This is a genomic window from Streptomyces sp. WAC06614 (genome assembly GCF_003949795.1).
Lineage (GTDB): Bacteria > Actinomycetota > Actinomycetes > Streptomycetales > Streptomycetaceae > Streptomyces.
This window is the reverse complement of record NZ_RPRY01000017.1, coordinates 1-21,802: the sequence shown is the minus strand read 5'-3', so window position 1 is coordinate 21,802 and position 21,802 is coordinate 1. Positions and strand designations below refer to the sequence as shown.

General features: G+C 74.9%; 21 protein-coding genes. 7 read left to right on the top strand and 14 right to left on the bottom strand.

All coding sequences use genetic code 11. The features are described from left to right. Window positions 1-3 precede the first annotated feature (3 nt). From EF918_RS04120 to EF918_RS04105, 4 genes are all read right to left on the bottom strand, one after another. Entirely contained in the window at window positions 4-555 is a 552-nt protein-coding gene (locus EF918_RS04120; RefSeq protein WP_125640786.1) for a GNAT family N-acetyltransferase, read from the bottom strand. Window positions 556-733: 178 nt separating this feature from the next. Beyond that, window positions 734-1,837, bottom strand: coding sequence for an acyl-CoA dehydrogenase family protein (locus EF918_RS04115; protein ID WP_125640783.1), 1,104 nt, complete (start codon window positions 1,835-1,837; stop codon window positions 734-736). Continuing rightward, window positions 1,834-3,027, bottom strand: a complete 1,194-nt coding sequence (locus EF918_RS04110; RefSeq protein ID WP_125640780.1) for an acyl-CoA dehydrogenase family protein — start codon at window positions 3,025-3,027, stop codon at window positions 1,834-1,836. The genes EF918_RS04115 and EF918_RS04110 overlap by 4 nt, the downstream gene beginning before the upstream one ends. Next, window positions 3,024-4,013 (bottom strand): NADPH:quinone oxidoreductase family protein, encoded by a 990-nt coding sequence (locus EF918_RS04105; protein WP_125640777.1) that lies wholly within the window; start codon window positions 4,011-4,013, stop codon window positions 3,024-3,026. Before EF918_RS04105 ends, EF918_RS04110 begins: the two co-directional genes overlap by 4 nt. A 192-nt stretch (window positions 4,014-4,205) precedes the next feature. Here EF918_RS04105 and EF918_RS04100 point away from each other — a divergent pair, with 192 nt between their 5' ends. Continuing rightward, the gene (locus EF918_RS04100) at window positions 4,206-5,378 is read left to right on the top strand and encodes a hypothetical protein (protein ID WP_125640774.1); all 1,173 of its coding nucleotides are present in this window, start codon (window positions 4,206-4,208) and stop codon (window positions 5,376-5,378) included. Between the two features lie 45 nt (window positions 5,379-5,423). After that, window positions 5,424-6,377 carry an SDR family oxidoreductase gene (locus EF918_RS04095; RefSeq protein WP_125640771.1) on the top strand — a complete coding sequence of 318 codons (954 nt, stop codon included), beginning with the start codon at window positions 5,424-5,426 and terminating at the stop codon, window positions 6,375-6,377. On the opposite strand, the gene EF918_RS04090 is transcribed toward EF918_RS04095, so the two are convergent. Then, entirely contained in the window at window positions 6,364-7,197 is an 834-nt protein-coding gene (locus tag EF918_RS04090; RefSeq protein WP_125640768.1) for an enoyl-CoA hydratase/isomerase family protein, read from the bottom strand. The two genes, EF918_RS04095 and EF918_RS04090, sit on opposite strands and share 14 nt — an antisense overlap. Before the next feature lie 54 nt (window positions 7,198-7,251). Then, on the bottom strand, window positions 7,252-8,004 hold the full coding sequence (locus EF918_RS04085) for a PIG-L deacetylase family protein (RefSeq protein WP_125640765.1): 753 nt from the start codon (window positions 8,002-8,004) through the stop codon (window positions 7,252-7,254). Between the two features lie 67 nt (window positions 8,005-8,071). Here EF918_RS04085 and EF918_RS04080 point away from each other — a divergent pair, with 67 nt between their 5' ends. Further along, window positions 8,072-8,845, top strand: coding sequence for an MBL fold metallo-hydrolase (locus tag EF918_RS04080; RefSeq protein ID WP_312847807.1), 774 nt, complete (start codon window positions 8,072-8,074; stop codon window positions 8,843-8,845). 207 nt (window positions 8,846-9,052) lie between these two features. Here EF918_RS04080 and EF918_RS04075 read toward each other — a convergent pair whose 3' ends face one another. Both EF918_RS04075 and EF918_RS04070 read right to left on the bottom strand, forming a co-directional pair. Further along, window positions 9,053-10,138 (bottom strand): S-(hydroxymethyl)mycothiol dehydrogenase, encoded by a 1,086-nt coding sequence (locus EF918_RS04075; RefSeq protein WP_125640759.1) that lies wholly within the window; start codon window positions 10,136-10,138, stop codon window positions 9,053-9,055. Window positions 10,139-10,227: 89 nt separating this feature from the next. Next, complete coding sequence (locus EF918_RS04070) at window positions 10,228-11,157, bottom strand: LysR family transcriptional regulator (protein ID WP_125640756.1); 930 nt, start codon at window positions 11,155-11,157, stop codon at window positions 10,228-10,230. A 71-nt stretch (window positions 11,158-11,228) separates the two neighbouring features. On the opposite strand from EF918_RS04070, the gene EF918_RS04065 reads away from it, so the two are divergent. Next, window positions 11,229-12,284 carry a dihydrodipicolinate synthase family protein gene (locus EF918_RS04065; protein WP_125640753.1) on the top strand — a complete coding sequence of 352 codons (1,056 nt, stop codon included), beginning with the start codon at window positions 11,229-11,231 and terminating at the stop codon, window positions 12,282-12,284. 336 nt (window positions 12,285-12,620) lie between these two features. Beyond that, window positions 12,621-13,388 (top strand): transglycosylase SLT domain-containing protein, encoded by a 768-nt coding sequence (locus tag EF918_RS04060; protein ID WP_125640750.1) that lies wholly within the window; start codon window positions 12,621-12,623, stop codon window positions 13,386-13,388. Window positions 13,389-13,467: 79 nt separating this feature from the next. Here the strand turns inward: EF918_RS04060 and EF918_RS04055 are convergent, their stop codons facing one another. Continuing rightward, complete coding sequence (locus tag EF918_RS04055; protein WP_125640745.1) at window positions 13,468-15,090, bottom strand: peptide-N4-asparagine amidase; 1,623 nt, start codon at window positions 15,088-15,090, stop codon at window positions 13,468-13,470. A gap of 121 nt (window positions 15,091-15,211) precedes the next feature. Between EF918_RS04055 and EF918_RS04050 the strand changes: the two genes are divergently transcribed. Continuing rightward, a complete protein-coding gene (locus EF918_RS04050) occupies window positions 15,212-16,504 on the top strand; it encodes a cytochrome P450 (RefSeq protein ID WP_125640742.1) in 1,293 nt (430 codons plus the stop codon). Here EF918_RS04050 and EF918_RS04045 read toward each other — a convergent pair. The 3 genes from EF918_RS04045 to EF918_RS04035 all read right to left on the bottom strand — a co-directional run bounded on the left by EF918_RS04045 (window position 16,483) and on the right by EF918_RS04035 (window position 18,860). Continuing rightward, a complete protein-coding gene (locus EF918_RS04045) occupies window positions 16,483-17,154 on the bottom strand; it encodes an HAD family acid phosphatase (RefSeq protein WP_125640739.1) in 672 nt (223 codons plus the stop codon). The genes EF918_RS04050 and EF918_RS04045 overlap by 22 nt on opposite strands. Before the next feature lie 206 nt (window positions 17,155-17,360). After that, the gene (locus tag EF918_RS04040) at window positions 17,361-17,750 is read right to left on the bottom strand and encodes a VOC family protein (protein WP_125640736.1); all 390 of its coding nucleotides are present in this window, start codon (window positions 17,748-17,750) and stop codon (window positions 17,361-17,363) included. A 48-nt stretch (window positions 17,751-17,798) separates the two neighbouring features. Beyond that, window positions 17,799-18,860, bottom strand: a complete 1,062-nt coding sequence (locus EF918_RS04035; RefSeq protein WP_125640733.1) for an alkene reductase — start codon at window positions 18,858-18,860, stop codon at window positions 17,799-17,801. A 194-nt stretch (window positions 18,861-19,054) separates the two neighbouring features. Between EF918_RS04035 and EF918_RS04030 the strand changes: the two genes are divergently transcribed. Beyond that, the gene (locus EF918_RS04030) at window positions 19,055-19,576 is read left to right on the top strand and encodes a MarR family winged helix-turn-helix transcriptional regulator (RefSeq protein ID WP_125640730.1); all 522 of its coding nucleotides are present in this window, start codon (window positions 19,055-19,057) and stop codon (window positions 19,574-19,576) included. Between the two features lie 13 nt (window positions 19,577-19,589). On the opposite strand, the gene EF918_RS04025 is transcribed toward EF918_RS04030, so the two are convergent. Then, window positions 19,590-21,233 (bottom strand): glycoside hydrolase family 20 protein, encoded by a 1,644-nt coding sequence (locus EF918_RS04025; RefSeq protein WP_125640727.1) that lies wholly within the window; start codon window positions 21,231-21,233, stop codon window positions 19,590-19,592. A gap of 75 nt (window positions 21,234-21,308) precedes the next feature. Continuing rightward, the gene (locus EF918_RS04020; protein ID WP_125640724.1) at window positions 21,309-21,764 is read right to left on the bottom strand and encodes a heme-binding protein; all 456 of its coding nucleotides are present in this window, start codon (window positions 21,762-21,764) and stop codon (window positions 21,309-21,311) included. Between the last annotated feature and the right edge of the window lie 38 nt (window positions 21,765-21,802).

Genomic DNA, 21,802 nt, shown 5'->3' with positions numbered 1-21,802 from the left:
AGGTCACCTCGGCCGCTGGGGATGCTTGTGGAAGAGGGTGGTGGGACGGAGCCGGCCCGCGGGGTCGGTGGCGTAGTCGGGGATGGTCCCGGCCTCGGTCCAGCCGGCGGAGCGGTAGAGGTGCTCGGCGCCGCTGCCGGTCTCGGTGTCGAGGAACAGCAGCACCACACCGGCCGCGGCGGCGGCCGCCTCCGCCTCGGCGAGCAGGGCCCGCGCGGTGCCGCGGCCGCGGGCCTCCGGGTGCACCATCAGCTTGCGCAGCTCGGCGCGGTGGCGGCCGTTGGGCTTGGTCTCGCGGCACCAGCCGACGGTGCCGTCGAGGCGGCCGTCGGTGCGGGAGACCCAGAGGGCGAGGGTGCCGTCCTCGACGCCGGGCAGCAGGGAGTCCCACCAGTCGGCGGCCTCCTGGTGGGTGAGGCCGGCGAGGAAGCCGAGGGAGGCGCCGGCCGCGACGATGTCCACGAGCAGCGCGGCGAGTTCGGCGCGGCTCGTGCGCAGGGCGTCGGCGGTGAGCCGGGTGACGGTGGTGACCGGGGCGGCCGGGGAGGTGGTCATGGCGTTCAGGGTAGGGAGCCCGCGCCGGCGCTCCTGCGCCGGGGGCGGGTCGGCCTCCGGGGCCGAGTGGGCGCCCGGGGCCGAGCGCCGCCCGGGGCCGAGCGCCGCCCGGGGCCGAGCGCCGCCCGGGGCCGAGCGCCGCCCGGGGCCGGGCCGAGCCCGGCCCCGGGGGGCCGGGTCAAGCCGGTGGGGCCGGGAGGTCGGCCTGGGTGGCCAGGAGGGTGCGGTGGTGGGCGGCGGTGCCCAGGGTCAGGGAGGCGGCCTTGGCCCGCTTCAGGTAGACGTGGGCCGGGTGCTCCCAGGTCATGCCGATCCCGCCGTGCAGCTGGACGCACTCCTCGGCGGCGCGGACGGCGACGCCCGAGCAGTACGCCTGGGCCACGGACACCAGCAGGGGTGCGTCCGCCGCGGCCGTGGCCAGGGCGTCGGCGGCGGCCCGGGCCGCCGCGCGGGCCGAGGCCACGTCGAGCCAGAGCCGGGCGAGGCGGTGCTTGAGGGCCTGGAAGGAGCCCAGGGGGCGGTTGAACTGGTGCCGGGTCTTCAGGTGGGCGACCGTCCCGGTCAAGCACCACTCGGCCAGGCCCACCTGCTCCGAGGCCAGCAGCCCGGCGCCGGCCCGGAGGGCTCCCTGCAGGGCCGCCTCCGCCCCGGCCGGACCGGCCAGGCGCTGCCCCGGGGCGTCGTCGAGCCGTACGCGGGCCAGCGGGCGGGTCAGGTCCAGCGGGACCTGCGGGGTCAGCCGGGCCTGCGCGGCCGGGACCGCGTACAGGCCGGTGTCGGCGTGGACCAGCAGGGTGTCGGCGGCGGTCGCGTCGGCCACCGCCGCGACCGTGCCGGTGAGCCGGCCCCCGCCCCCGTCCCGTACGGCCACGGCCGGCAGCGCCCCCGGTGCGGCGGTCAGCGGCAGGGCCAGGACGCAGAGGCTCTCCCCGGCGGCCAGCGGTCCCAGCAGCGCCTCGGCCGCCGGGCCCGGGCAGCCGAGCAGGGCCTCGGTGGCGAGGACCGCGCTGGTCAGGTACGGCAGCGGGGCCACGGTCCGGCCCAGTTCCTCCAGGACCACCGCGGCCTCGCGGTGGCTCGCGCCCTGCCCGCCCAGTTTCACCGGGACCAGCAGCCCTGCCGCGCCGATGTCCCGGGCCAGGGTCCGCCACAGCGCGGGGTCGTGCGGCCGTCCTGCCTCGGCCCGGGCGAGGGAGGCCGCCGGGTCGAGCCGGTCGCCGAGCAGCGACCGTACGGCGGCGCGGAGTTCGTCCTCCGTGTCGGTGTAGAGCAGATCGGTCATCGGGCCAGGTCCTTCCAGGCGAGGTCCTTGTCGTCGCGCGGTTCGGCCGGCAGGCCGAGCACCCGCTCCGCCACGATGTTCAGCAGCACCTCGCTGGTGCCGCCCTCGATGGAGTTGCCCTTGGCGCGCAGGTAGCGGTAGCCGGCGTCACGGCCGGTGAAGTCGACCAGTTCGGGCCGGCGCATGGTCCAGTCCTCGTAGAGCAGGCCGTCCTCCGCCAGGAGTTCCACCTCCAGGGCGCTGATCTCCTGGTTCAGCCGGGCGAAGGAGAGCTTCATCCCCGAGCCCTCGGGGCCGGGCTGTCCGGCGGCGAGCTGCTGGCGCAGCCGGTCGGCGGTGAGCCGGGCGACCTCGGCCTCCACCCACAGGGTGAGCAGCCGCTGGTGCAGGTCGTGCGTGCGCAGCTCCGGCCGGGCCCGCCAGGCGGCGGCGACCGGCCCGATCATGCCGCCCTCGCGGGGCAGCCGCATGCCGCCGATGGACACGCGCTCGTTCATCAGGGTGGTCCGGGCGACCTCCCAGCCCTGGCCGACCTCGCCCAGCCGGTGCGCGTCGGGGATGCGGACGCCGGTGAGGAAGACCTCGTTGAACTCGGCCTCGCCGGTGAGCTGGCGCAGCGGCCGGACCTCGACGCCGGGGTCGGTCATGTCGCACAGGAAGTAGGTGATGCCCCGGTGCTTGGGCAGGTCCGGGTCGGTGCGGGCGATGAGGATGGCCCAGCGGGCGGTGTGCGCGCTGGAGGTCCACACCTTCTGGCCGGTGACGGTCCAGTCCCCGTCGGCGTCGCGGACCGCGCGGGTGCCGAGCGCGGCGAGGTCGGAGCCGGCGCCGGGCTCGCTGAAGAGCTGGCACCAGACCTCCTCCCCCAGCCACAGCGGCCGCAGGAACCGGCTCTTCTGCTCCCGGGTGCCGTACGCGAGGATCGTCGGGGCGGCCATGCCCAGGCCGATGCCGATCCGACGGGGGTCGTTGTCGGGGGCGCCGGCCGCCTCCAGTTCGGCGTCCACGACGGCCTGGAGGGTGCGCGGGGCGCCGAGTCCGCCCAGGCCCTCGGGGTAGTGCACCCAGGCGAGTCCGGCGTCGAAACGGGCGGCCAGGAACGCGGCCCGCGGGGTGGTGGCGGGCGGGTGGGCGGCGAGCAGGGCCCGGGTGCGGGCCCGCAGGTCCTCGGCGGTGGGTGGCGTGCTCATCGGGTCTCCTCCTCGGGCGCGCCGGCCGCCGCGCCCGGTACGACGACCACGCGGCCGGTGGTGGTGCCGTCGGCCACGCGCTGGACGGCGTCGGCCGCCCCGGCGAGCGGGACGCGTTCGCTGACCAGGGGCTTGATCGCGCCCTCGGTGGCGAGCCGGGTCAGTTCGGTGTGGCAGGCGAGGACGGAGGCGGGGTCCTTGGTGGCGTACAGGCCCCAGTGCAGGCCGAGGATCGCGTAGTTCTTGACCAGGGCGTGGTTGAGGGCCGGCGTGGGAACGGTGCCGCCGGCGAAGCCGACGACGACGATCCGGCCCTCGAAGGCCACGCACTTGGCGGAGGCGGCGTAGGCGTCCCCGCCGACCGGGTCGTAGACCACGTCGGCGCCGCGGCCGCCGGTGAACTCCTTGACCCGGGCCACGACGTCCTCGGAGCGGCGGTCCACGACGAGGTCGCAGCCCAGCTCCTCGGCGGTGCGCGCCTTGGCCTTGCCGCCGACGACCCCGACGACGGTGGCTCCGGCGGCCTTGCCGAGCTGGACGGCGGCGCTGCCGACGCCGCCCGCGGCGGCGTGCACCAGCAGGGTCTCGCCGGCCTGGAGGCGGGCGCGGCGGTGCAGGCCGAACCAGCCGGTCTGGTAGCCGATGTGGAGGGCGGCGGCCTCGGCGTCGTCGAGGGCGTCCGGGGCCGGGAGCAGGGCGGCCGCGGGCGCGGTGACGTACTCGGCGAAGCCGCCGTGCGGCAGGGCGGGGTTGGCGATGACGCGGCGGCCGTCCTCGGTCTCGCCGCAGATCTCGACGCCGGGGGTGAAGGGCAGCGGCGGCCGGATCTGGTACTGGCCGCGGCAGAGCAGGGCGTCGGGGAAGTTGACGTTCGCGGCGAGCACCCGCAGCTTCACCTCGCCCTCCCCCGGCCGGGGTTCGGGGACCTCGTCGAGGCGCATGGCCTCCCGGGGTTCGCCGTGGGTGTGGACTCGCCATGCCTGCATCGGGGCCTCCAGCCGCCGTCGAGGGTTCACGCTCGGCCGCATACTAAGCGGTCGCTTGCCCCTCTGGGAACCAGGCGGAGACCTTCCGTCAGCCCTTGATCGAAAACCGGTATGCACCATTCCGGGTCGATCCGCCCGGATGTCGTGCAGGATGTGGCTGCACCGCACACATCACCTGGGGGGAACCACCACATGCGCACCACCCTGCACAGGAGCACCACCGTGCTCGCCGCCACCGCCGCGACCGCCGCCCTGGCCGGCCTGCTCGCGGCCGCCGGCCCCGCGGGGGCGGCCACCGCCGGTACCCCGGCGGAGTGCCGGCCGGAGATCCGGACCCTGCCGGCCCTGCCGGCCGACGCCAACGGCCTGACCCCGGGCTCGGTGAAGGCGTTCGGGCCGGGGGACCTGGCCGCCGGGTCCAGCGTCGGCCGGCCCGCGTACTGGACCGGGGGCGCGGTGCACGCCGTACCGCTGCCGGAGGGCTTCCGCGACGGCGAGGTCACCGGCGTCAACGCCAAGGGCCTGATGGTCGGCACGGTCCAGCGGACCTCCGACCGGGCGTACGCCGTGTTCAGCTACCGGCTCGGGGACGCCGAGGCCCGGCTGCTCACCGACGCGTCCGCCACCGGGACGGGGGCGGCGTACGTGAACGACGCCGGCCAGGTCGTCGCGCTCGACCGCGGCACGGTCCGGCAGTGGGTCGACGGCGTCCCGTCGGCGCGTACGTTCCCGCTGCCGGCCGACGCCCGTCCCGGCACGGAGATCGTCTCGGTCAGCGGCATCAACCGGCGCGGTGACGTCCTCGGCACCGCGTACCTCTCGTACGTGGACCCGGAGACGGACGAACTGCACCGCACCCGCTACCCGGTGGTCTGGCCGGCCGGCGGCTACCCTCCCGCCGGCCTGCCGGTGTGGACCACCGACGACCGCACGGTGCAGACCGTGGCCGGCGGAATCGACAACCGCGGCCGGGTCGTCGGCTACGAGAAGGAGAGCTACCGCGACCTCCAGCGGCGCACCCCGGCCGTGTGGAAGCAGCCGTACGACGCGCTGCCCGCCGACCCGGGACGGCTGACCGGCCAGGAGCAGGCGCAGCTGGAGGCGATCAGCCCCAGCACCAACGTCACGGTCGGTACGGCGAACACGTTCGTCGACGGCTACGAGAACTACGCCCAGGCCCTGTACTGGCCGGGCAGCGGCCCGCTCCTGGCGCTGCCCCGCCCCGGCACGGACTGGCGCAGCTGGGCCCACGCCGTCTCCGACGACGACCGGGTGGGCGGCGAGATGGTGGACAACTCCACGCTGCGGGTCACGCCGGTGATCTGGACGTGCGCGAGCAAGCAGGCGTTCCTGCCGAAGCGCTGACCCGTAGGTCTGGTGGTCCGAGGGCCCGTGCGCTATCGATGCTCCATGGACGACCTGGAGAACGCCCGGTCCGGACCCGCCGCGCCGACCGGACTGCCCACGCCGGCCGGACTGCCCGCGCCGCCGCCGCTCGGGGCCGCCGCCCTGCCCCCGGACACGTACCGGGGGCGGGTGGTTCTGGTGACCGGGGGCGGCAGCGGGCTCGGCCGGGCCATGGCCGTGGAGTTCGCCCGGGTCGGGGCGGACGTGCTGGTCGCGGGACGGCGGGCCGACCGGCTGGACGACGCGGTGCGGGAGCTGAAGGCCGTCCCGGGCGCGGGCCGGGTGGCGTCCGCGGTCTGCGACATCCGCGATCCGGAGCGGGTGACGGAGGTCTTCGAGGCCGCGCAGAGCGCGCTGGGCCTGCCGGACGTGCTGGTCAACAACGCGGCGGCCAACTTCCCCTGCCCCGCCGAGGACCTCTCCCCCCGCGCCTGGCGCGCCGTGCTCGACACCACGCTGACCGGGACCTGGTTCATGACGCGCGAGTTCGCCCGCCGCCGTCTGGCCGACGGCACCCCCGGCTCGATCCTCTGCGTGGGCGCCTCCTACGCCTGGACGGGCGGCCCCGGCTTCGCCCACAGCGCCGCCGCCAAGGCCGGGGTGAAGAACCTGGTGGAGACCCTGGCCGTGGAGTGGGGCCCGTACGGCATCCAGGTCAACGGGCTGGTACCGGGGCTGTTCCCGCACGCCGACATGACCGGGGACATCCGCGGCGGCCTGGACCGGGCGGCGCCCGAGGCCGCGGGCCTCGCGGACCGGCAGCCGGCGCTGCGGGTCGGGCTGCCCCGCGAACTGGGCTGGGCGGCGACCTTCCTGGCCTCCCCCTACGCCCGGTTCATCACCGGGCACACCCTGGTGGTGGACGGGGCGAACTGGCAGCGGCGGGCGCTGGTGAACCCGCCGGTGGTCCCGGTGCGCGAGCAGCTCGGGCGCGGACCGTTCGTCAGTCCCCCGTGAACCGGGGCGGGCGGCGGGCCGCCTGCGCCGCGTAGCCCTCCCGGCAGTCCTGCGAGGTCAGGGTCAGGGCCGCGGTCAGGGCCACCCGGTCCAGGGCCGCGGGCAGGGCGGCGTCCGCGTACGCGTCCACCGCGCGTTTGATGCCCTGGACGGCCAGCGGGGCGTTGGCGGCGATCTCCGCCGCCAGGTCCCGGGCCGTGCCGTCGAGGGCGTCCGGGGCGACCACCTGGTGGACGAGGTGCAGGCGTTCGGCCGTGGCCGCGTCGATCCGGCGGCCGGTCAGCGCCAGCAGCTTGGCCCAGCCGGCGCCCGCCTCGCGGGCGATCCGCAGATCGCCGCCGGCGTCCACGGCCACGCCGAGCCGGGCCTCGGGCAGGGCGAAGACGGCGTCCTGCGCGGCGATCCGGATGTCGGCCATCAGCGCCAGCTCGAAGCCGAAGCCGAGGCAGTGGCCCTGCACCGCGGCGATCACCGGCTGCGGGAGCCGGGAGAGGACCGCGAACCGCTCGTGCACCCAGCGGATGCCCTCGTAGTAGTTGCGGGTGCGCCGGGCGGGCGTGTCCCCGGTGATCGCCCCGCCGGGGGCGGTGACGTCGATGCCCGCGCAGAAGGCCCGCCCCTCGGCGCGCAGCAGGACGGCCCGTACGGTCTCGTCGAAGCGGATGCGGTCGGCGAGCAGGCCGAGCTGGCGGCTGGACTCCCAGCTCCAGCCGTTGAGCGTGGCCGGGCGGCACAGGGTGAGGACCGCGATACCGTCCTCCACCTCCAGACGGATGCGTTCCTCACCCTCCGCGATGCCGGTCGTCACGGTGTCGATCACGGCCGCCGCCCCTCCCCGGATGACTGACGAGTCGTCAGATTACGGGTGCGGCCGTCACCTCGGGAAGACCTCGAACGCCACCGCCGGCCGGCCGCCGAACCGGGCGCCGGTCTGTTCGGCGTTACGGGTGAGGAAGCCGCGGGCGTAGGTCTCGCAGTCCTCGTCGGTCAACGCCTCGATGTAGGCCTTGTGGGCCATCAGGGACTTCACCGAACGCTCCAGCCCCGGCCCGGCGTCGGCGGCGTGCGTGGGCGTGCTGGAGCCGGCGACCGCGACCCAGCGCACACCGTTCCAGGGCTCCAGGCCCTGCTCGGAGATCAGCTCCGGGAAGATCCAGCGGTTGCCGGCGTCGGCGGCGGCGTCCAGCGTGGCGCGGCCGACGGCGCGGTGGTCGGGGGTGTTCCAGAAGCCGCCGGGGCCGGGGCCCCAGATGTCGCGGTGGTTGAGCGTGATCACCAGCTCGGGGCGGTGCCGGCGGATCGCCGCCGCGATGTCCCGGCGCAGGTCCAGGCCGTACTGGAGCACCCCGTCCCGGTGGTCGAGGAACTCCACCGTGGAGACACCGACGACCGCCGCACCGGCCCGCTGCTCGGCCTCGCGCACCGGGGCGCACGCGGCCGGGGCCAGGGTGTCGATGCCGGCCTCGCCGCGGGTGGCGAGCAGGTAGACGACCTCGCGGCCGCCGTCCGTCCAGTCCGCGACGGCCGCCGCGCAGCCGTACTCCAGGTCGTCGGGGTGGGCCACCACGGCGAGGGCGCGCTGCCAGTCGGTGGGCATGGGCTGCAGCTGTTCCAGGGGCTCGGTCATACTGCGCAGCCTAGGTCAAGGACGGGATCACCGAGGGGTGCCACGGATGGAACGGGTGGGCGGCGTAATGGCGTTGCTCGACGCGCGGGGGGACTTCTTCGAGCCCGCCCGCACCGCCTTCCCGGGGGCGAGCGAGGCCGACTGGGTGCGGGCGGCGGCGCTGGACCCCGCCACGGTCGGCCCGGACGGCGGCTGGCGGCTGCCGTTCCGCTGCTTCGCCGTGGCCCGGCCCGGCGGGCGCTGGGTGCTGGTGGACGCCGGGGTGGGGCCGGCCGACGCACCGGGCGCGGCCTGGTGCCCGGTGCCCGGGCGGCTGCCGGGGCTGCTCGACGAGGCGGGGATCGGGGTGACGGACGTCGAGACGGTGGTGCTCACGCACCTGCACACGGACCACGTGGGCTGGTCGGTGTCGTCGGCCGGACAGCCGTTCTTCCCGGCGGCGCGGTACGTCGTCCAGCGCGCGGAGACCGAGGCGCTGGGCCCCGCGGACCCGGTGCGGGAGCGGGTCGTGGCGCCGCTGCGGGCCGCCGGACAGCTCCAGGAGGTGACCGGGCGGCACCGGCTCGGGCCCGGGCTGACCCTGCTGCCGACGCCCGGGCACACCCCTGGCCACCAGTCGGTCCTGGTGGAGCAGCCGGGCGGGCGGGACGTGGTGGTCACCGGGGACGTGCTGGTGCACGCCGTCCAGTGGCACGACCCGGCCGTCGGCTATGCGCACGAGGTCGATCGGGCTGCCGCCCGGGCGTCGCGGGAGCGGGTGGTCGCCGAGGCGGCGGAGCGGGGGGCCGTCCTGGCCACGGCCCACCTCGGCCCCGCCTTCGTCCCGCCGGTCCCCGCCTAGGGCCTCCGGCGGACCAGGGCCGACCGCCGGCCCTGGCGGCGCGGCCGCCGCCCGACCTTGCCGGGGCGGCCCCCCTTCCCCGGGCGCGTACTGCCGTACCGGGACCGGCCGCCGTCCGTGGCCGCTCGCGCAGTTCCCCGCGCCCCTGGAGGGCCAGGCCCTGGCGAAGGCGCGTCCGACCCCGGGGGGCCAGGCCCTGGTGGGGTGTCAGAGGTGGACGACCGAGCGGAGGACCTTGCCTTGGTCCATGCGGGTGAAGGCCTCTTCCACGCCGTCGAGGGGGATGGTCTCCGAGACGAAGGCGTCGAGGTCCAGGCGGCCCTGGAGGTAGAGGTCGATCAACATCGGGAAGTCGCGTTCCGGGAGGCAGTCGCCGTACCAGGAGGACTTCAGTGAGCCGCCGCGGCCGAACACGTCGAGGAGCGGCAGCTCCAGCTTCATCTCGGGGGTCGGGACGCCCACCAGGACCACCGTGCCGGCCAGGTCGCGGGCGTAGAAGGCCTGCCGGTAGGTCTCGGGACGGCCGACGGCCTCGATCACCACGTCCGCGCCGTGGCCGTCCGTCAGCGCCTGGATCGCCTTGACCACGTCCTCCGTACGGCCGTTGACGGTGTGGGTGGCGCCCAGCCCCTTCGCCCACTCGAGCTTGCGGTCGTCCAGGTCCACCGCGATGATCTTCGCGGCCCCGGCCAGCCGGGCACCGGCCACCGCGGCGTTGCCCACTCCCCCGCAACCGATCACGGCGACGGAGTCCCCGCGGCCGACGTTGCCGGTGTTCAGCGCGGCGCCCAGGCCCGCCATCACCCCACAGCCCAGCAGTCCGGCCGCGGCCGGCGAGGCGGCCGGGTCCACCTTGGTGCACTGGCCGGCGGCGACCAGCGTCTTCTCGGCGAAGGCGCCGATGCCCAGCGCCGGGGACAGCGGGGTGCCGTCCTCCAGGGTCATGGGCTGCGTGGCGTTGTGGGTGGCGAAGCAGTACCAGGGGCGGCCGCGCCGGCAGGCCCGGCAGTTCCCGCACACGGCACGCCAGTTGAGCACCACGAAGTCACCGGGTGCGACCCCGGTGACGTCCGGGCCGACGGCCTCGACCACACCGGCCGCCTCGTGGCCCAGGAGGAAGGGGAACTCGTCGTTGATGCCCCCCTCGCGGTAGTGCAGGTCGGTGTGGCACACCCCGCAGGCCTGGACCTGCACGAGGGCCTCGCCGGGGCCCGGGTCGGGGACGAGGATCGTGGTCGTCTCCACCGGTGCGCCCTTGCTCCGCGCGATGACCCCTCGTACGCGATGCGTCACGTCGTACCCCAATCCTCGCTGGTCCGTCCCGGGGCGGCCGTCCCGGGTGATCGAACGTACACGGGCGCGGCGCCGGACGGGAGTTGGCGTCACCGGCCGGGCGGGGTGAGCTCCGGTGGTACGGCCTCCCGGACGGCGACGCCGAAGGCGGCCACGGCCGGGTGGCCGCCCGCCCCGCTCCGGAAGGCGATCTTCGTACGGCGCTGCATCGGCAGGCGGGTGAGCGTGACCCCGGACCCCTCGCACCCGGCGGACCGGTCGACGCCCAGCTGCGGGACGACCGCCACCCCCTGGCCCGCGGCGACCAGGGCGAGCACGGTGGGGAACTCGTCCACCTGGTGGCGCACCCGCGGGCTGAACCCGGCCGCCTGGCAGGCCCGTACGGTCATGGCGTGGCAGAGGGTGCCGGGGGTGGCCGTGATCCACGGGGTGTCGCGGTGGGCCCGGAGTACGGCGCCCTGGTCGGGGCCGGGGTCCGGTCCGGCACCGGCGGGGGACGCGAGGTACATGGACTCGCTGTAGAGGGGTTCGGTGTCCAGGCCCGGTTCGTGGGGTTCGGGGACGAAGTCGTACTCGTGGACGAGGGCCACGTCGAGGTCTCCGGCGCGCAGGGCGTGCGCGACGGCCGCGGGGTCGGTCTCGCAGACCATCGGCTCCAGCCGGGGGTGGCGGCGGGCGAGGGTGACCAGCGCGGCGGGGACGATGGCCCGGGTGGCGGTGGGGAACGCGCCGATGCGCAGGGCGCCGGCCAGGCCCTGGCGGGCCTCGGCCAGGTCGGCGTCGGCCTGTTCGAGGCGTTCGAGGACGGCCTCGGCGTGGCCGACGAGGTGCTGCCCGGCCGGGGTGAGCCGGACCCGGCGGCCGGTGCGTTCGAGCAGGGGCAGGCCGGCCTCGCGTTCCAGGGCGGCGAGTTGCTGGGACACGGCCGAAGGGCTGAACGAGAGCGCCTCGGCGACGGCGGCGATGGTGCCGCGGCGGGCGAGTTCGCGCAGCAGGCGCAGGCGACGGACGTCGAGCATCGGCTCAGCTTACGCTTCGGGTAAGAAATGCGAACTGGACCTGGCGCTCGGGCCGTACGAGCCTCGTACCCATGGCACAGGACACCGCACCCGCACCCACCGCATCCGTTCCCCCCGCCGACGCGCACGTCGGCGTCGGCGTCGGCGTCGACGCCGCCGGCGCCGGCGCCGCCGGAGCATCGGCCTGGCCGCTGAGCGGCATTCACGTACCGCTCGTGACTCCCTTCGCCGCGTCCGGGGAGCCGGCCGTCGAGGCCCTCGAAGGGCTCGCCCACGAGGTGCTCGACGCGGGCGCGGCGGGGGTCGTCGCGCTCGGCACCACGGCGGAGGCCGCCGCGCTGGACCCGGCCGAGCGGGAGCGGGTGACCGACGTGTGCGCCCGGGTCTGCGCGGAGCGGGGCGCGGTGCTGACGGTCGGGGCCGGCAGCTCCGACACGCGGTCGAGCGAGGCGGCGCTGGGCGCACTGGCGCGGTGGCCGCAGGTGCGGGCGGCGCTGGTGACCGTGCCCGCCTTCGTCCGCCCGTCGGCGGCGGGCGTGCTGGCGCACTTCGCCCGGCTGGCCGAGGTGAGCCCGGTGCCCCTGGTCGTCTACCACATCCCCTACCGGACGGGGCTGACACTGGACGCGGCGACGCTGCGGGCGCTCGGGGAGCTGCCGGGTGTGGCGGGGGTCAAGTACGCGGCCGGCGGGATCGACCAGGAGACGGTGGCCCTGCTGGGCGCGCTGCCGCCCGGCTTCGCGGTGCTGGCCGGCGACGACGTCCACCTCTCGGCGATGCTGGCGCTGGGGGCGACGGGCGGGATCCTCGCCTCCGCCCATCTGGCCACGGCGCGGTTCGTGGAGCTGGCCACGGCCTGGCGGGCGGGGGACGTGGCCCGGGCCCGGCCGCTCGGCCACGCCCTGGCGCGGCTCTCCGCGGCCGCCTTCGCCGAGCCGAACCCGGTGGTGGTCAAGGCCGTGCTGCACGCCCAGGGGCGCATCCCGACCCCGGACGTCCGGCTGCCGCTGCTGCCGGCGGCCGGGGCGTCGGTGGAGGCCGCGCTACGGGCGCTGGAGGCGGTGGGCGGGACAACGGCCACGGCGGGAGCGGCGGAAACCTCGCACCACATGTCCGTTTTGGCGTAAATAGACACTCGGATCGGCATTTAGCGGCGTACGCAAATAACGCCCTTCTCGACCCCAACGGCAGACCTTGCCCGGTTATGAAAGAGGGGCATTACCGGGGCCGTCCCGCGTGATGTGAGTCACCCGGGGCGGCCCAACATCATTCTTTTCCCGACGGCAGTCCTCAAGGGGGAAAAGGCGAGTTGGCATTTACGGAGATCCCTCCAGGAAGGTCATTGAGGGACCCGATCGGCATGGACGATCACATCGGGAATTTCAAGGGTTGTTCCCATGCTTCCGACTCGCTTACGGTCGCCCCGATTCCCCTCCCGCACCCCCCATGTGAGGAATTCGCCCATGCGCGCCAAAGGTAGGCACCGTCGCCCCAAGAACAACGCGATCACCCGTCGGATCGCCGTCGCCGGTACCGGCGGCGCAGCCCTGGCGATGCCGCTGATCGGCGCCACCAGCGCCGACGCGCAGCCGGTCGCCACCGCACAGGCCCCGCAGGTCAAGGCCGTGGTCGCGGCCGCGGTCGCGACCCCGGCCAAGGTCCCGGCGAAGGCCCCGACCGCGGCGGTGGTCTATTCCGTGGTCAGCGGCGACACGCTGTCCAAGATCGCCGAGAGCCATTCCGTCAGCGGGGGCTGGCAGCAGATCTACGCGGACAACAAAGCGGCCATCGGCAGCGATCCGTCCGTGATCCGACCGGGCCTGAAGCTGACGATCGGCGGTGCGGCGAAGGCATCGGCCTCCGAGGCCGTCCGGGCCGCCGTTCCGGCCGCCACCCCGGCCAGGACCTACGCGAACAACCTCGACGGATGGATCCGCGAGTCCCTGGACGTCATGGCCAAGCACGGAATTCCCGGGACGTACAACGGGATTCACCGCAATGTGATGCGCGAGTCCTCGGGCAACCCGCGGGCCATCAACCTCTGGGACTCCAACGCCGCCGCCGGCATCCCCTCCAAGGGCCTGCTCCAGGTCATCGACCCGACCTTCCGCGCCTATCACGTCCCGGGCACGTCCTCGGACTCGTACGACCCGGTCGCCAACATCACGGCGGCCTGCAACTACGCGGCCGCCCGCTACGGTTCGATCGACAACGTCCACGGCGCCTACTGATCCTCCGTCAGGGCCGGGCGCGAACCGCCCGGCCCAGGAGCCGCACCCCCTCGGGGGCGCAGCGTGGCACAGCGTGCGCTCAGCAGCGGCGGCGGTCCTCGGTGATCGTGCCCTGGACCGTGGTGATCGCGCGGTCGTGGCAGGTGGACGGGGAGTACAGGCGGTAGTGGTCCGTCGTGGTGGCGGTGGCGTGGCGTTGGTCGCGCGGGACGCCCGTCGTGTACGACGCGTCGCCCGTGTAGGTGTGGTCCAGGAAGGTCCGGGCCGGGAGGCGGCCGGGACGGGTGGCGCGGGTCTCGGCCCGGTCGCCCAGGGACAGGACCGTGCGCAGGCGGGCGTCGGGGCCGACGGTCGTCTCACCGTCCATCGTGTACGTGCGCTCCGTGCGGACGGTGGCGCGGCCCGAGGTCACCGACTCCTCGTCGGTCCAGGTGGCCTGCAGCGCGTCCCGGTCCTCACCCTCGGTCCAGCGGTGGACCGAGGTGTTCCGTACGGACCGGGTGACCGTGGTGGTGACCCGGCCGTGGGAGGTGTCGAGGTAGCCGGCGACCGTCAGCCGGTGGCCGCCCTCGGTGTCGAGCCGGTGCTCCTGCGGACCGGGGGTCCAGCGGCTGGAGTTGGCCGGTTCGCCCTGCTCGTGCCGGGTCAGCCCGCCGGTGACCACGGCGCGGCCGGCGTCCTGCCACAGCAGCAGGTTGGTGGGCGTGCTCCAGCCGCTCTGCCCGGCCGGCAGCCCGGCGACGGAGACCTCGACCCGGTGCGGGCGGCCGTCGTTGAACAGCGCCGCGAACGGCGTGAGGTCGTACACCACCGGCTGGACGTCGAAGGCCCGCGGACCGGGCGAGACGTACCACAGGAACGGGTTCGACCAGCCGCCCGTCCACACCGTCGGGAACGGCGCGGCGATCCCGGCGAGGGTCCCGTCCACCCGGATCTGCACCTCGCGGTAGGGGCCGTCGGCCGCCTTGCACGAGTACGGGGCCGCGTCCGGGGTGGTCAGGTACCAGTACTCCTCGCAGCCGCCGCCCGACCCGGTGGCGTACACCTCGGCCAGGATCCGTTCGGTGTTGCGCGGGGTGGTCGGCGCCGTGCCGGGGGTGACGGGCAGGACCCGGTCGGGCACCTGGGTGCGGTCGGCGGGGCGGGTGCCTCCCTCGGCGGCGTAGAAGGTGAGGGTCACCTTGACGTCGATGACGCCCGTGTAGGTGTCGTTGACGACGTTGCCGATCAGCATCTCGACCGGCTGCGGCCGGCGGAGGGTGTCCGCGTACCGGGTGACGTCCTTCTCCACCGACCACTGGATCCCGTCCGGGGACGGCTCCGGGGTGGACGTGCGCAGGATTTCGACCCCGCCCATCGTCAGATACCCCAGCCGGTCGTACTGGCGGCCCTTGACCTTGCCGTCGAGCCGGAGCACCACCCGGTTCCAGGGGCCTGCGCAGCCGGGGGGCGGTGCGTAGCTGCCGGTGTACGGGGTGAAGTCGCGGAACTGCGCCTCGGCGACCGTGACCTGGCAGGACCGGGTCGCGGGCCGTTCGACCGGCGGGTCGGCGGTCAGCGGGTCGTGCCAGTCCGTGCCGAACTCGGCCGGCGGGACCGGCCCGGTGGCGGATGCGGCTGCCGCGGCCGGGCCGGCCGCCGCCAGGGCGCCGACGGCCAGCAGCAGCGCGCCGAGCGCGCTCGTGATCCTGCTACGTGTCATGGCCCCGCAGTGAAGCGTGCCCGGGCACCCTCCCGCCAGGGTCCGGATCGGGCCCTGGCGCGATCCCACCGTCGGCAGCGGAGGGGGTGTGGGCACGGATGACCGGGGTAGCCGCGGGGACATGAGACCTCTCCTCGACAGCACGGTCCCGCTGCTGCTGCGGGGCTACACCTGGCTGCCCGCGAAGCAGCGCCGCACCGCCGACGGCCACGGCCCCGGCGAGGCGCCGCCGGTGCGGGCCCGGCTGCTGGGACGGCCCGCCGTCTTCCTCTCCGGCCCCGAGGCGGTGTCCTTCTTCTACGACGAACAGCACGTGCGGCGGGCCGGCGCCCTGCCCGACCCAGTGCTGGACACGCTGTTCGGGCAGGGCGCCGTCCACACCCTCGACGGGGATCCGCACCGGGCCCGCAAGGCCCTGTTCACCGGCCTGCTGATGGAGCCGGAGGCCGTCGCCGAGCTCACCGACACCGTCGTGCAGCACTGGCGGGCGGCCGTGGAACGGTGGCCGGACCGCGGCCGGGTCACCCTGTTCGACGAGGTGGCCGTGGTGCTGGCCGAGGCCGTGTGCGCCTGGGCCGGGCTGCCCCACACGGGCCGGGCCGCGGCCCGTACCGCCCGTGACTGCGTGGCCATGGTCGACGGCTTCGCCACGCCCGGCCCGCGGCACTGGCGGGCCCGCCGGGCCCGGGCGCGGCAGGAACGGGTGCTGGCGCGGACCGTCGAGCGGGCCCGCGCCAAGGGGGCGCGCGGGAAGGTGCTGCAGCGGGTGGCCGGCCACCGGGACGCCGACGGGGAGCTGCTGCCCGCCCGGACCGCGGCCGTGGAACTGCTGAACATCGTCCGCCCGACGGTCGCCCTCGCCTGGTTCGTCACCTTCGGCGCGCACGCGCTGCACCGGGACCCGGCGCTGCGCGAGGAGCTGCGGGTGGCGCAGGAGCCTTCGTTCGAGCGGGCGTTCGCCCACGAGGTGCGCCGGTTCTACCCGTTCGCGCCGTTCGTCGGCGGGCTCGCCGTCACCGATCTGACCTGGCGCGGCGAACCGATCGCGGCGGGCTCCATGGTGCTGCTCGACCTGTACGGGCAGAACCACGACCCCGGTCTGTGGCACGAGCCGTACCGATTCGACCCCGGCCGGTTCCTGGGCCGCCCGCCCGGGCGCGACGAGCTGGTCCCGCAGGGCGGCGGGGACGCGCACCACGGCCACCGCTGCCCGGGCGAGGACATCGCCGTGGCCGTGGTGGGGGCGCTGTGCACGGAGCTGGCCCGGCTGGAGTTCGAGGTGCCGCCGGAGCAGGACCTGCGGATCCCGCTGCACCGGATGCCGACCCGGCCGCGCAGCGGCTTCGTCATCGCGACGGGGCCGAGGGCGCGGACCGGGTCGGAGGTGCCTGCCTACGACAGCTTGCCGTCGTAGTCCGGGAGCTTGACCGTGCGCTCGGCGTGGCCGCCGACCAGGTCGCTCCGGTTGTTGCCGATGTTGGCGATGATCGTGTAGCCGCGGGCCTCGATCTCGGCGCGCTTGGCCGTCTTGTAGGTGCTGACCTCGTGGAAGAGGTCCGGCAGGTCCCGGACGTAGAGGCCGTCCACCGGGTACCCGACCTGCTTGAGGTTGTACATCGTGAGCGAGTGGATGATGCCGGGGCGGGCGGTGACGAAGAAGACGGCGACGCCGCGGGAGTGAGCGTACTGGACCAGGGACCGGACCTTGGCGATGGCCGGCGTGGGGAAGGTCCAGAAGTAGTGGAAGTCCGTCTCCAGCGAGGAGTTGTCGATGTCCAGCACCAGGGCCGGCTTCTCGCCCGGCTTCGCGGAGGCGATGCGCTGCTCGATCTGCGGGCGGGCCTCGTCGATGACGGCGGCCACGTCCCGCTGCCAGGTCGCGTAGTCGATGCCGAGGATGGCCGCGTTGCCGCCGGGCGCGGAGGCCTGTGCGGTCGCCGCCGGGGCGGGGGCGGGCACGGTCGCGGCCTGCGCGGCGGCCGCCGGGACCAGGGTGAGCACGGCGGTGGCGGCGGCCACGGCGGCGGCGGAACGGGAGGTCCGGCTACGGGAGGGGTTCGGCATGCGGGGGGCTCCTCGGGGCGGCACGGTGCCGTGCCGCGCACGGGACACGCAGCACGGCACTCTTTGGCATGAACGCAACCAAGGATCAGCATGATCCGGCCAGGAATCTACCGGTGAGTAGGGAATTTTTCGTGGCCGTGAAATGAACCGACGCCCCTTCGGGGCAGGCGATTTCCGGACGGAACCGCCCTTCTCGGGGGGACGGATCAGGACGGGCGGTAACGCAAGGGATGGTCGGCCGGCACCTCGACCAGCACGATCCGTACGCCGTCCGGATCGGCGATCCACATCTCGACGAGCCCCCAGGGTTCCTGCCGGGGCGGGCGCAGGACCTCCACACCGCGCTCGCGCAGCTCCGCGTACGCCGCCTGCGCGTCGGCGACCTGGAGCCACAGCCGCATCCCGGGGGCGGGGGCGGTGGTGGCGCGGCCGGAGAGCTCCAGGAAGCCCCCGCCGAGGAAGTAGACCGTGCCGCGGTCGGGGCCGGTGCCGAACTCCCGGAAGACGGCGAGGCCGAGGGCCTCGCCGTAGAACGCGCGGGAGCGTTCGGGGTCGGTGGGACACAGCAGGACACGACTGCCCAGGACATGCACCATGTCCCCAACCTAGCCCGAACGCCTCCCGCTCCGCCGGGACCGACGCCCTTACAGGGCCGGGTAGTCGGTGTAGCCGCGGGCGTCGCCACCGTAGAAGGTGGAGGTGTCCGGGGTGTTGTACGGGCCCTCCGCGCGCAGCCGGGCCGGCAGGTCGGGGTTGGCGAGGAAGAGGCTGCCGAAGGCGATGACATCGGCCACGCCCTGGTCGAGCAGGGCGAGGGCGCGGTGGTCGGTGGGGCCCTCGGTGGCGGGGTTGAGGATCAGCCGACCGGAGAACTGCTCGCGCAGGGCGAGGGTGATCTCCCGGGTGCCGGCGGGCTCCATGATGTGCAGGTACGCCAGGCCCAGCTCGTCGATCTCCTTGACCAGCGCCTCGTAGGTCGGCCGCGGGTCGGGCTCGTCGATGTCGTTGAACGTGTTCCCGGGCGAGATGCGCAGGGCGGTGCGGTCGGCGCCGATCTCGGCGGCGACGGCCCGGACGACCTCGACGGCGAAGCGGATGCGGTTCTCGACGGTGCCGCCCCACTCGTCGGTGCGGCGGTTGCTGCCGGGGGCCAGGAACTGGTGGATCAGATAGCCGTTGGCGCCGTGGAGTTCGACGCCGTCGAAACCGGCCTCGACGGCGTTGCGGGCCGCGGTCGCGTAGTCGGCGACGGTCCGGCGCACCTCGGCGGCGGTCAGTTCGCGCGGCGTGACGAAGTCCTGGGGGCCCTCGGCGGTGAAGACCTGGCCCTGGGCCGCGACGGGCGAGGCGCCGACCGGTACCAGACCCTCCGGCAGCAGGGACGGGTGGCCGATCCGGCCGGTGTGCATGAGCTGCGCGAAGATCCGGCCGCCGGCTTCGTGCACGGCGTCGGTGACCCGGCGCCAGCCGGCGACCTGCTCGGCACTGTGCAGACCGGGCGTGAACGGGTACCCCTGCCCCACGACCGAGGGCTGGATCCCCTCGGTGATGACGAGCCCGGCCGAGGCGCGCTGGGCGTAGTACTCGGCGGTGAGCTCCGTCGGGACCCCGCCCGCGGCGGCGCGGCTCCGGGTCATCGGAGCCATGGCGATGCGGTTGGCGAGCGCGGTGCCGCCGAGGTCGATGGGGTCGAACGCACTGGTCATGACTGCCCTCACAGGAATTAATTGGTCGGCCAATGATTTACCTCGACGCCCACGATACACCCATTCATTGGTCGGCCAAGTTAAAATCTTGGGAGACACCGCGACACAATCTCCTCAGGACGCCGAACGACACCGGGACGCCCGGCACGGGTCACGGGTCACGGGTCACGGGTCACGGGAACAGGAGCCGGACGATGACGACAGACCTCACCTCGGAGGGGCGCGGGAACGCCGCGCCGCACGGCTGTCCGGCGCCGCCGAGCGCGGTACTGGAGGGGCCGGTCAGCCATGCCGTGAGCCGGGTGGCCCGGCTCCACCGGATAGCCGCCGGCCGCCTGCTGCGGGAGCTGGGCCTGCACCCGGGGCAGGAGTTCGTGATGATGCACCTGTGGGACAACGGACCGGTCCGCCAGTCGGAGCTGATCAAGAGCCTGGGCCTGGACCCCTCGACCGTGACCAAGATGCTCCAGCGCCTGGAGCAGACGGGCCATGTCCGCCGCAGCCCGGACCCTTCCGACCGCAGGGCCTCCCTGGTCGAGGCGACCGAGACCAGTTGCGGGCTGCTCCAGCAGGTCCGGTCCGCCTGGGCCGCACTGGAACGGCTGACGCTGGCCGGCCTGGACGAGGCCGAGGGCGCGGAACTGCTGCGGTTGCTCCAGAAGGTGGAGGCCGGCCTGTGTCCCCGGGTCGCGGCGGAGGCGGCGGAGGACTGCTGAGGGCGGATGGGGTTCAGCCGGCGGCGCGCAGCTGGTCCGCCAAGGCCGCGAAGGCCGTCCAGGGCTGCTGCGGGGGCCGCGGGTCCCAGGTCTTCTGGGCGAGGGCGGCCAGCGGCCGGGCGATCCCGGCGGCCACCTGGGCCTGCGTCTGGGCGTTGGCGAGGTCGCACCAGACGGCGAGGCGGGCGCCGAGTATCTGGTCGGCGTACTGCGCCGGGACCGGTGTGGTGCCGCGCAGCACGAGCGGGGTCCACTGTTCGTAGATCCGGCGGCCGGTGGGGTACGTGAACTGGTGGGGCTCGCCCAGCACGTAGTACAGGTACTCGTCGTTGAGGTTCACCACGGGGCGGCCCTCGCTCAGGTACGGCAGGGGCGGGCGGGCCCCGATCTCCTTGCCCGTCCAGTACTCGACCTGGATGTCCTTGGCGGGGGTGACGACCCCGTCCGCGAAGAAGCCGTCGTTCCAGGCCTTGGGCTGCCGGCCGGCGGCGCGGACCACGGCGGCCCGGTCGTCGAGCCAGCCGGTCGCCAGGTCGGCGACCTTGGCCCCGCTGCCGTAGCGCTGCCGGGCCGCCTGCGCGAGCTGCGGGAACGAGACCTGCGGGTTCTTGACCACCAGGGCCTGGTACTCGTCCGCACCCAGGTGCCACGGGCTGCCCGGGAACAGCGGCGTGTACTCGCGCAGCAGGTCGTCGACGAGCCGCGCGGAAGCGGGGTTCGCGATGTCCACCGCACCCTTGACCGGGCTGCCGCTGACATTGCGGAGCTGGAGTTCGGGGTGGGCACGCAGCACGGCACCGAGGTGTCCGGGCGAGTCGATCTCCGGGACGACCGTGATGTGCAGGCTCCGGGCGAGATCGACGATCCGGCGCACCTCGGCCTTGCTCAGGTGCGGGGTGGAGACGATCTCCGGGTGGCTGTCGGAGGCGATCCGGAAGGCCTGGTCGTCGGAGAAGTGCAGGCCGAGCTGGTTCAGCTTCAGGTCGCCCATCTCGCGGAGCCGGGCCTCGATCCAGTCCGGGGTGAAGTACTTGCGGGCGATGTCCAGGTGGAGTCCGCGCTGCGGCTTGTCGGGCCGGTCGGTGACGGTGCCCTCGCCGATCGCACCGGTCCCGCGGACGGCCTGCTTGAGCGTGCGGGTGCCGTAGAAGACGCCGGCCTCGTCGGCCCCGGTGATCCGGACGCCGCCGTTCTGCACGGCGAGGGTGTAGGACTCCGGAGCGGCCGGCGCCGATCCGGCGGCGCCGAGGGCGAGCTGGACGTCGCCGGGCTGCGGGGCGACCCCTTGGGCGTAGCCGATCCCCAGCTCCCGGGAGAGCAGCTTTCCCTCGTCGCCGAGCGCCGGGGCGTCGGCCTGCGCGACGACCACCCGCGCACCGTCGGCGGGCTTCCAGCCGGGACCGCGGGCCGGCTCGAAGGCACGGACCGCGGGGACCGTTCGCGGCGCCGTGGACAGCCGGTACGTCGGCGACGGCGGCGGTGTCGGCTCGGCGTCGCCCGCCGCGCTCGTGGCGGAGCCGGGGACCGGGGCGTCCGGGGCGCCCCGGTCCCGGCCGGCGTCCTGCGGGGTGCCCGCGCAGGCGGTGAGGCCGAGCGAGAGCGCCGCGGCGGCGATCGCCGTCGCGGCGCTCCTGGCCCGCGTCCTCGGCTTCGGCATCCGCTCACCCCATCCCCCCACCAACCTCGCATCGACGGCGGGGACGCGCGACCCGGGCCGGCGCGGGCGCCCGGGTCAGGCGCCGGCGGCCGGGGCGCTGAGGGACGCGAGGGCGGCGAGTGCCTCCACGCCGAAGGCGTGGTCCTGGTCGGGGGCGCCGCCGCCGAGGCCTATGGCCCCGATCAGCCGGCCGTCACGGTGCACCGGCAGCCCGCCGGCGAGGAACAGCAGCGGCCGGTCGAGGGCGGTGGGCAGCGTGTGGAACAGCCCGTCGGGCCGTACGGCCTCGACCAGGTCGGCGGTCGGGGCGTCGAGCTGGAGGGCGGTGAAGGCCTTGCGGGTGCTGGTCTCGCCGGAGATCAGCACGGCCCGGTCGTCCCGCCGGAAGGCGAGCAGATGCCCACCGGCGTCGACCACGCTGACACTGACACGCACCCCGTCCCGCTCGGCCGCCGCCACGGCGGCGGCCACGAGCAGCTCGGCATCGGCGGTGGTGAGCGGGGTGACGGTGGGGGCGGCGGTGAGGGACATGGGGGTGCTCCTTGGAGGGGTGGGCTGAGGTGTGCGGT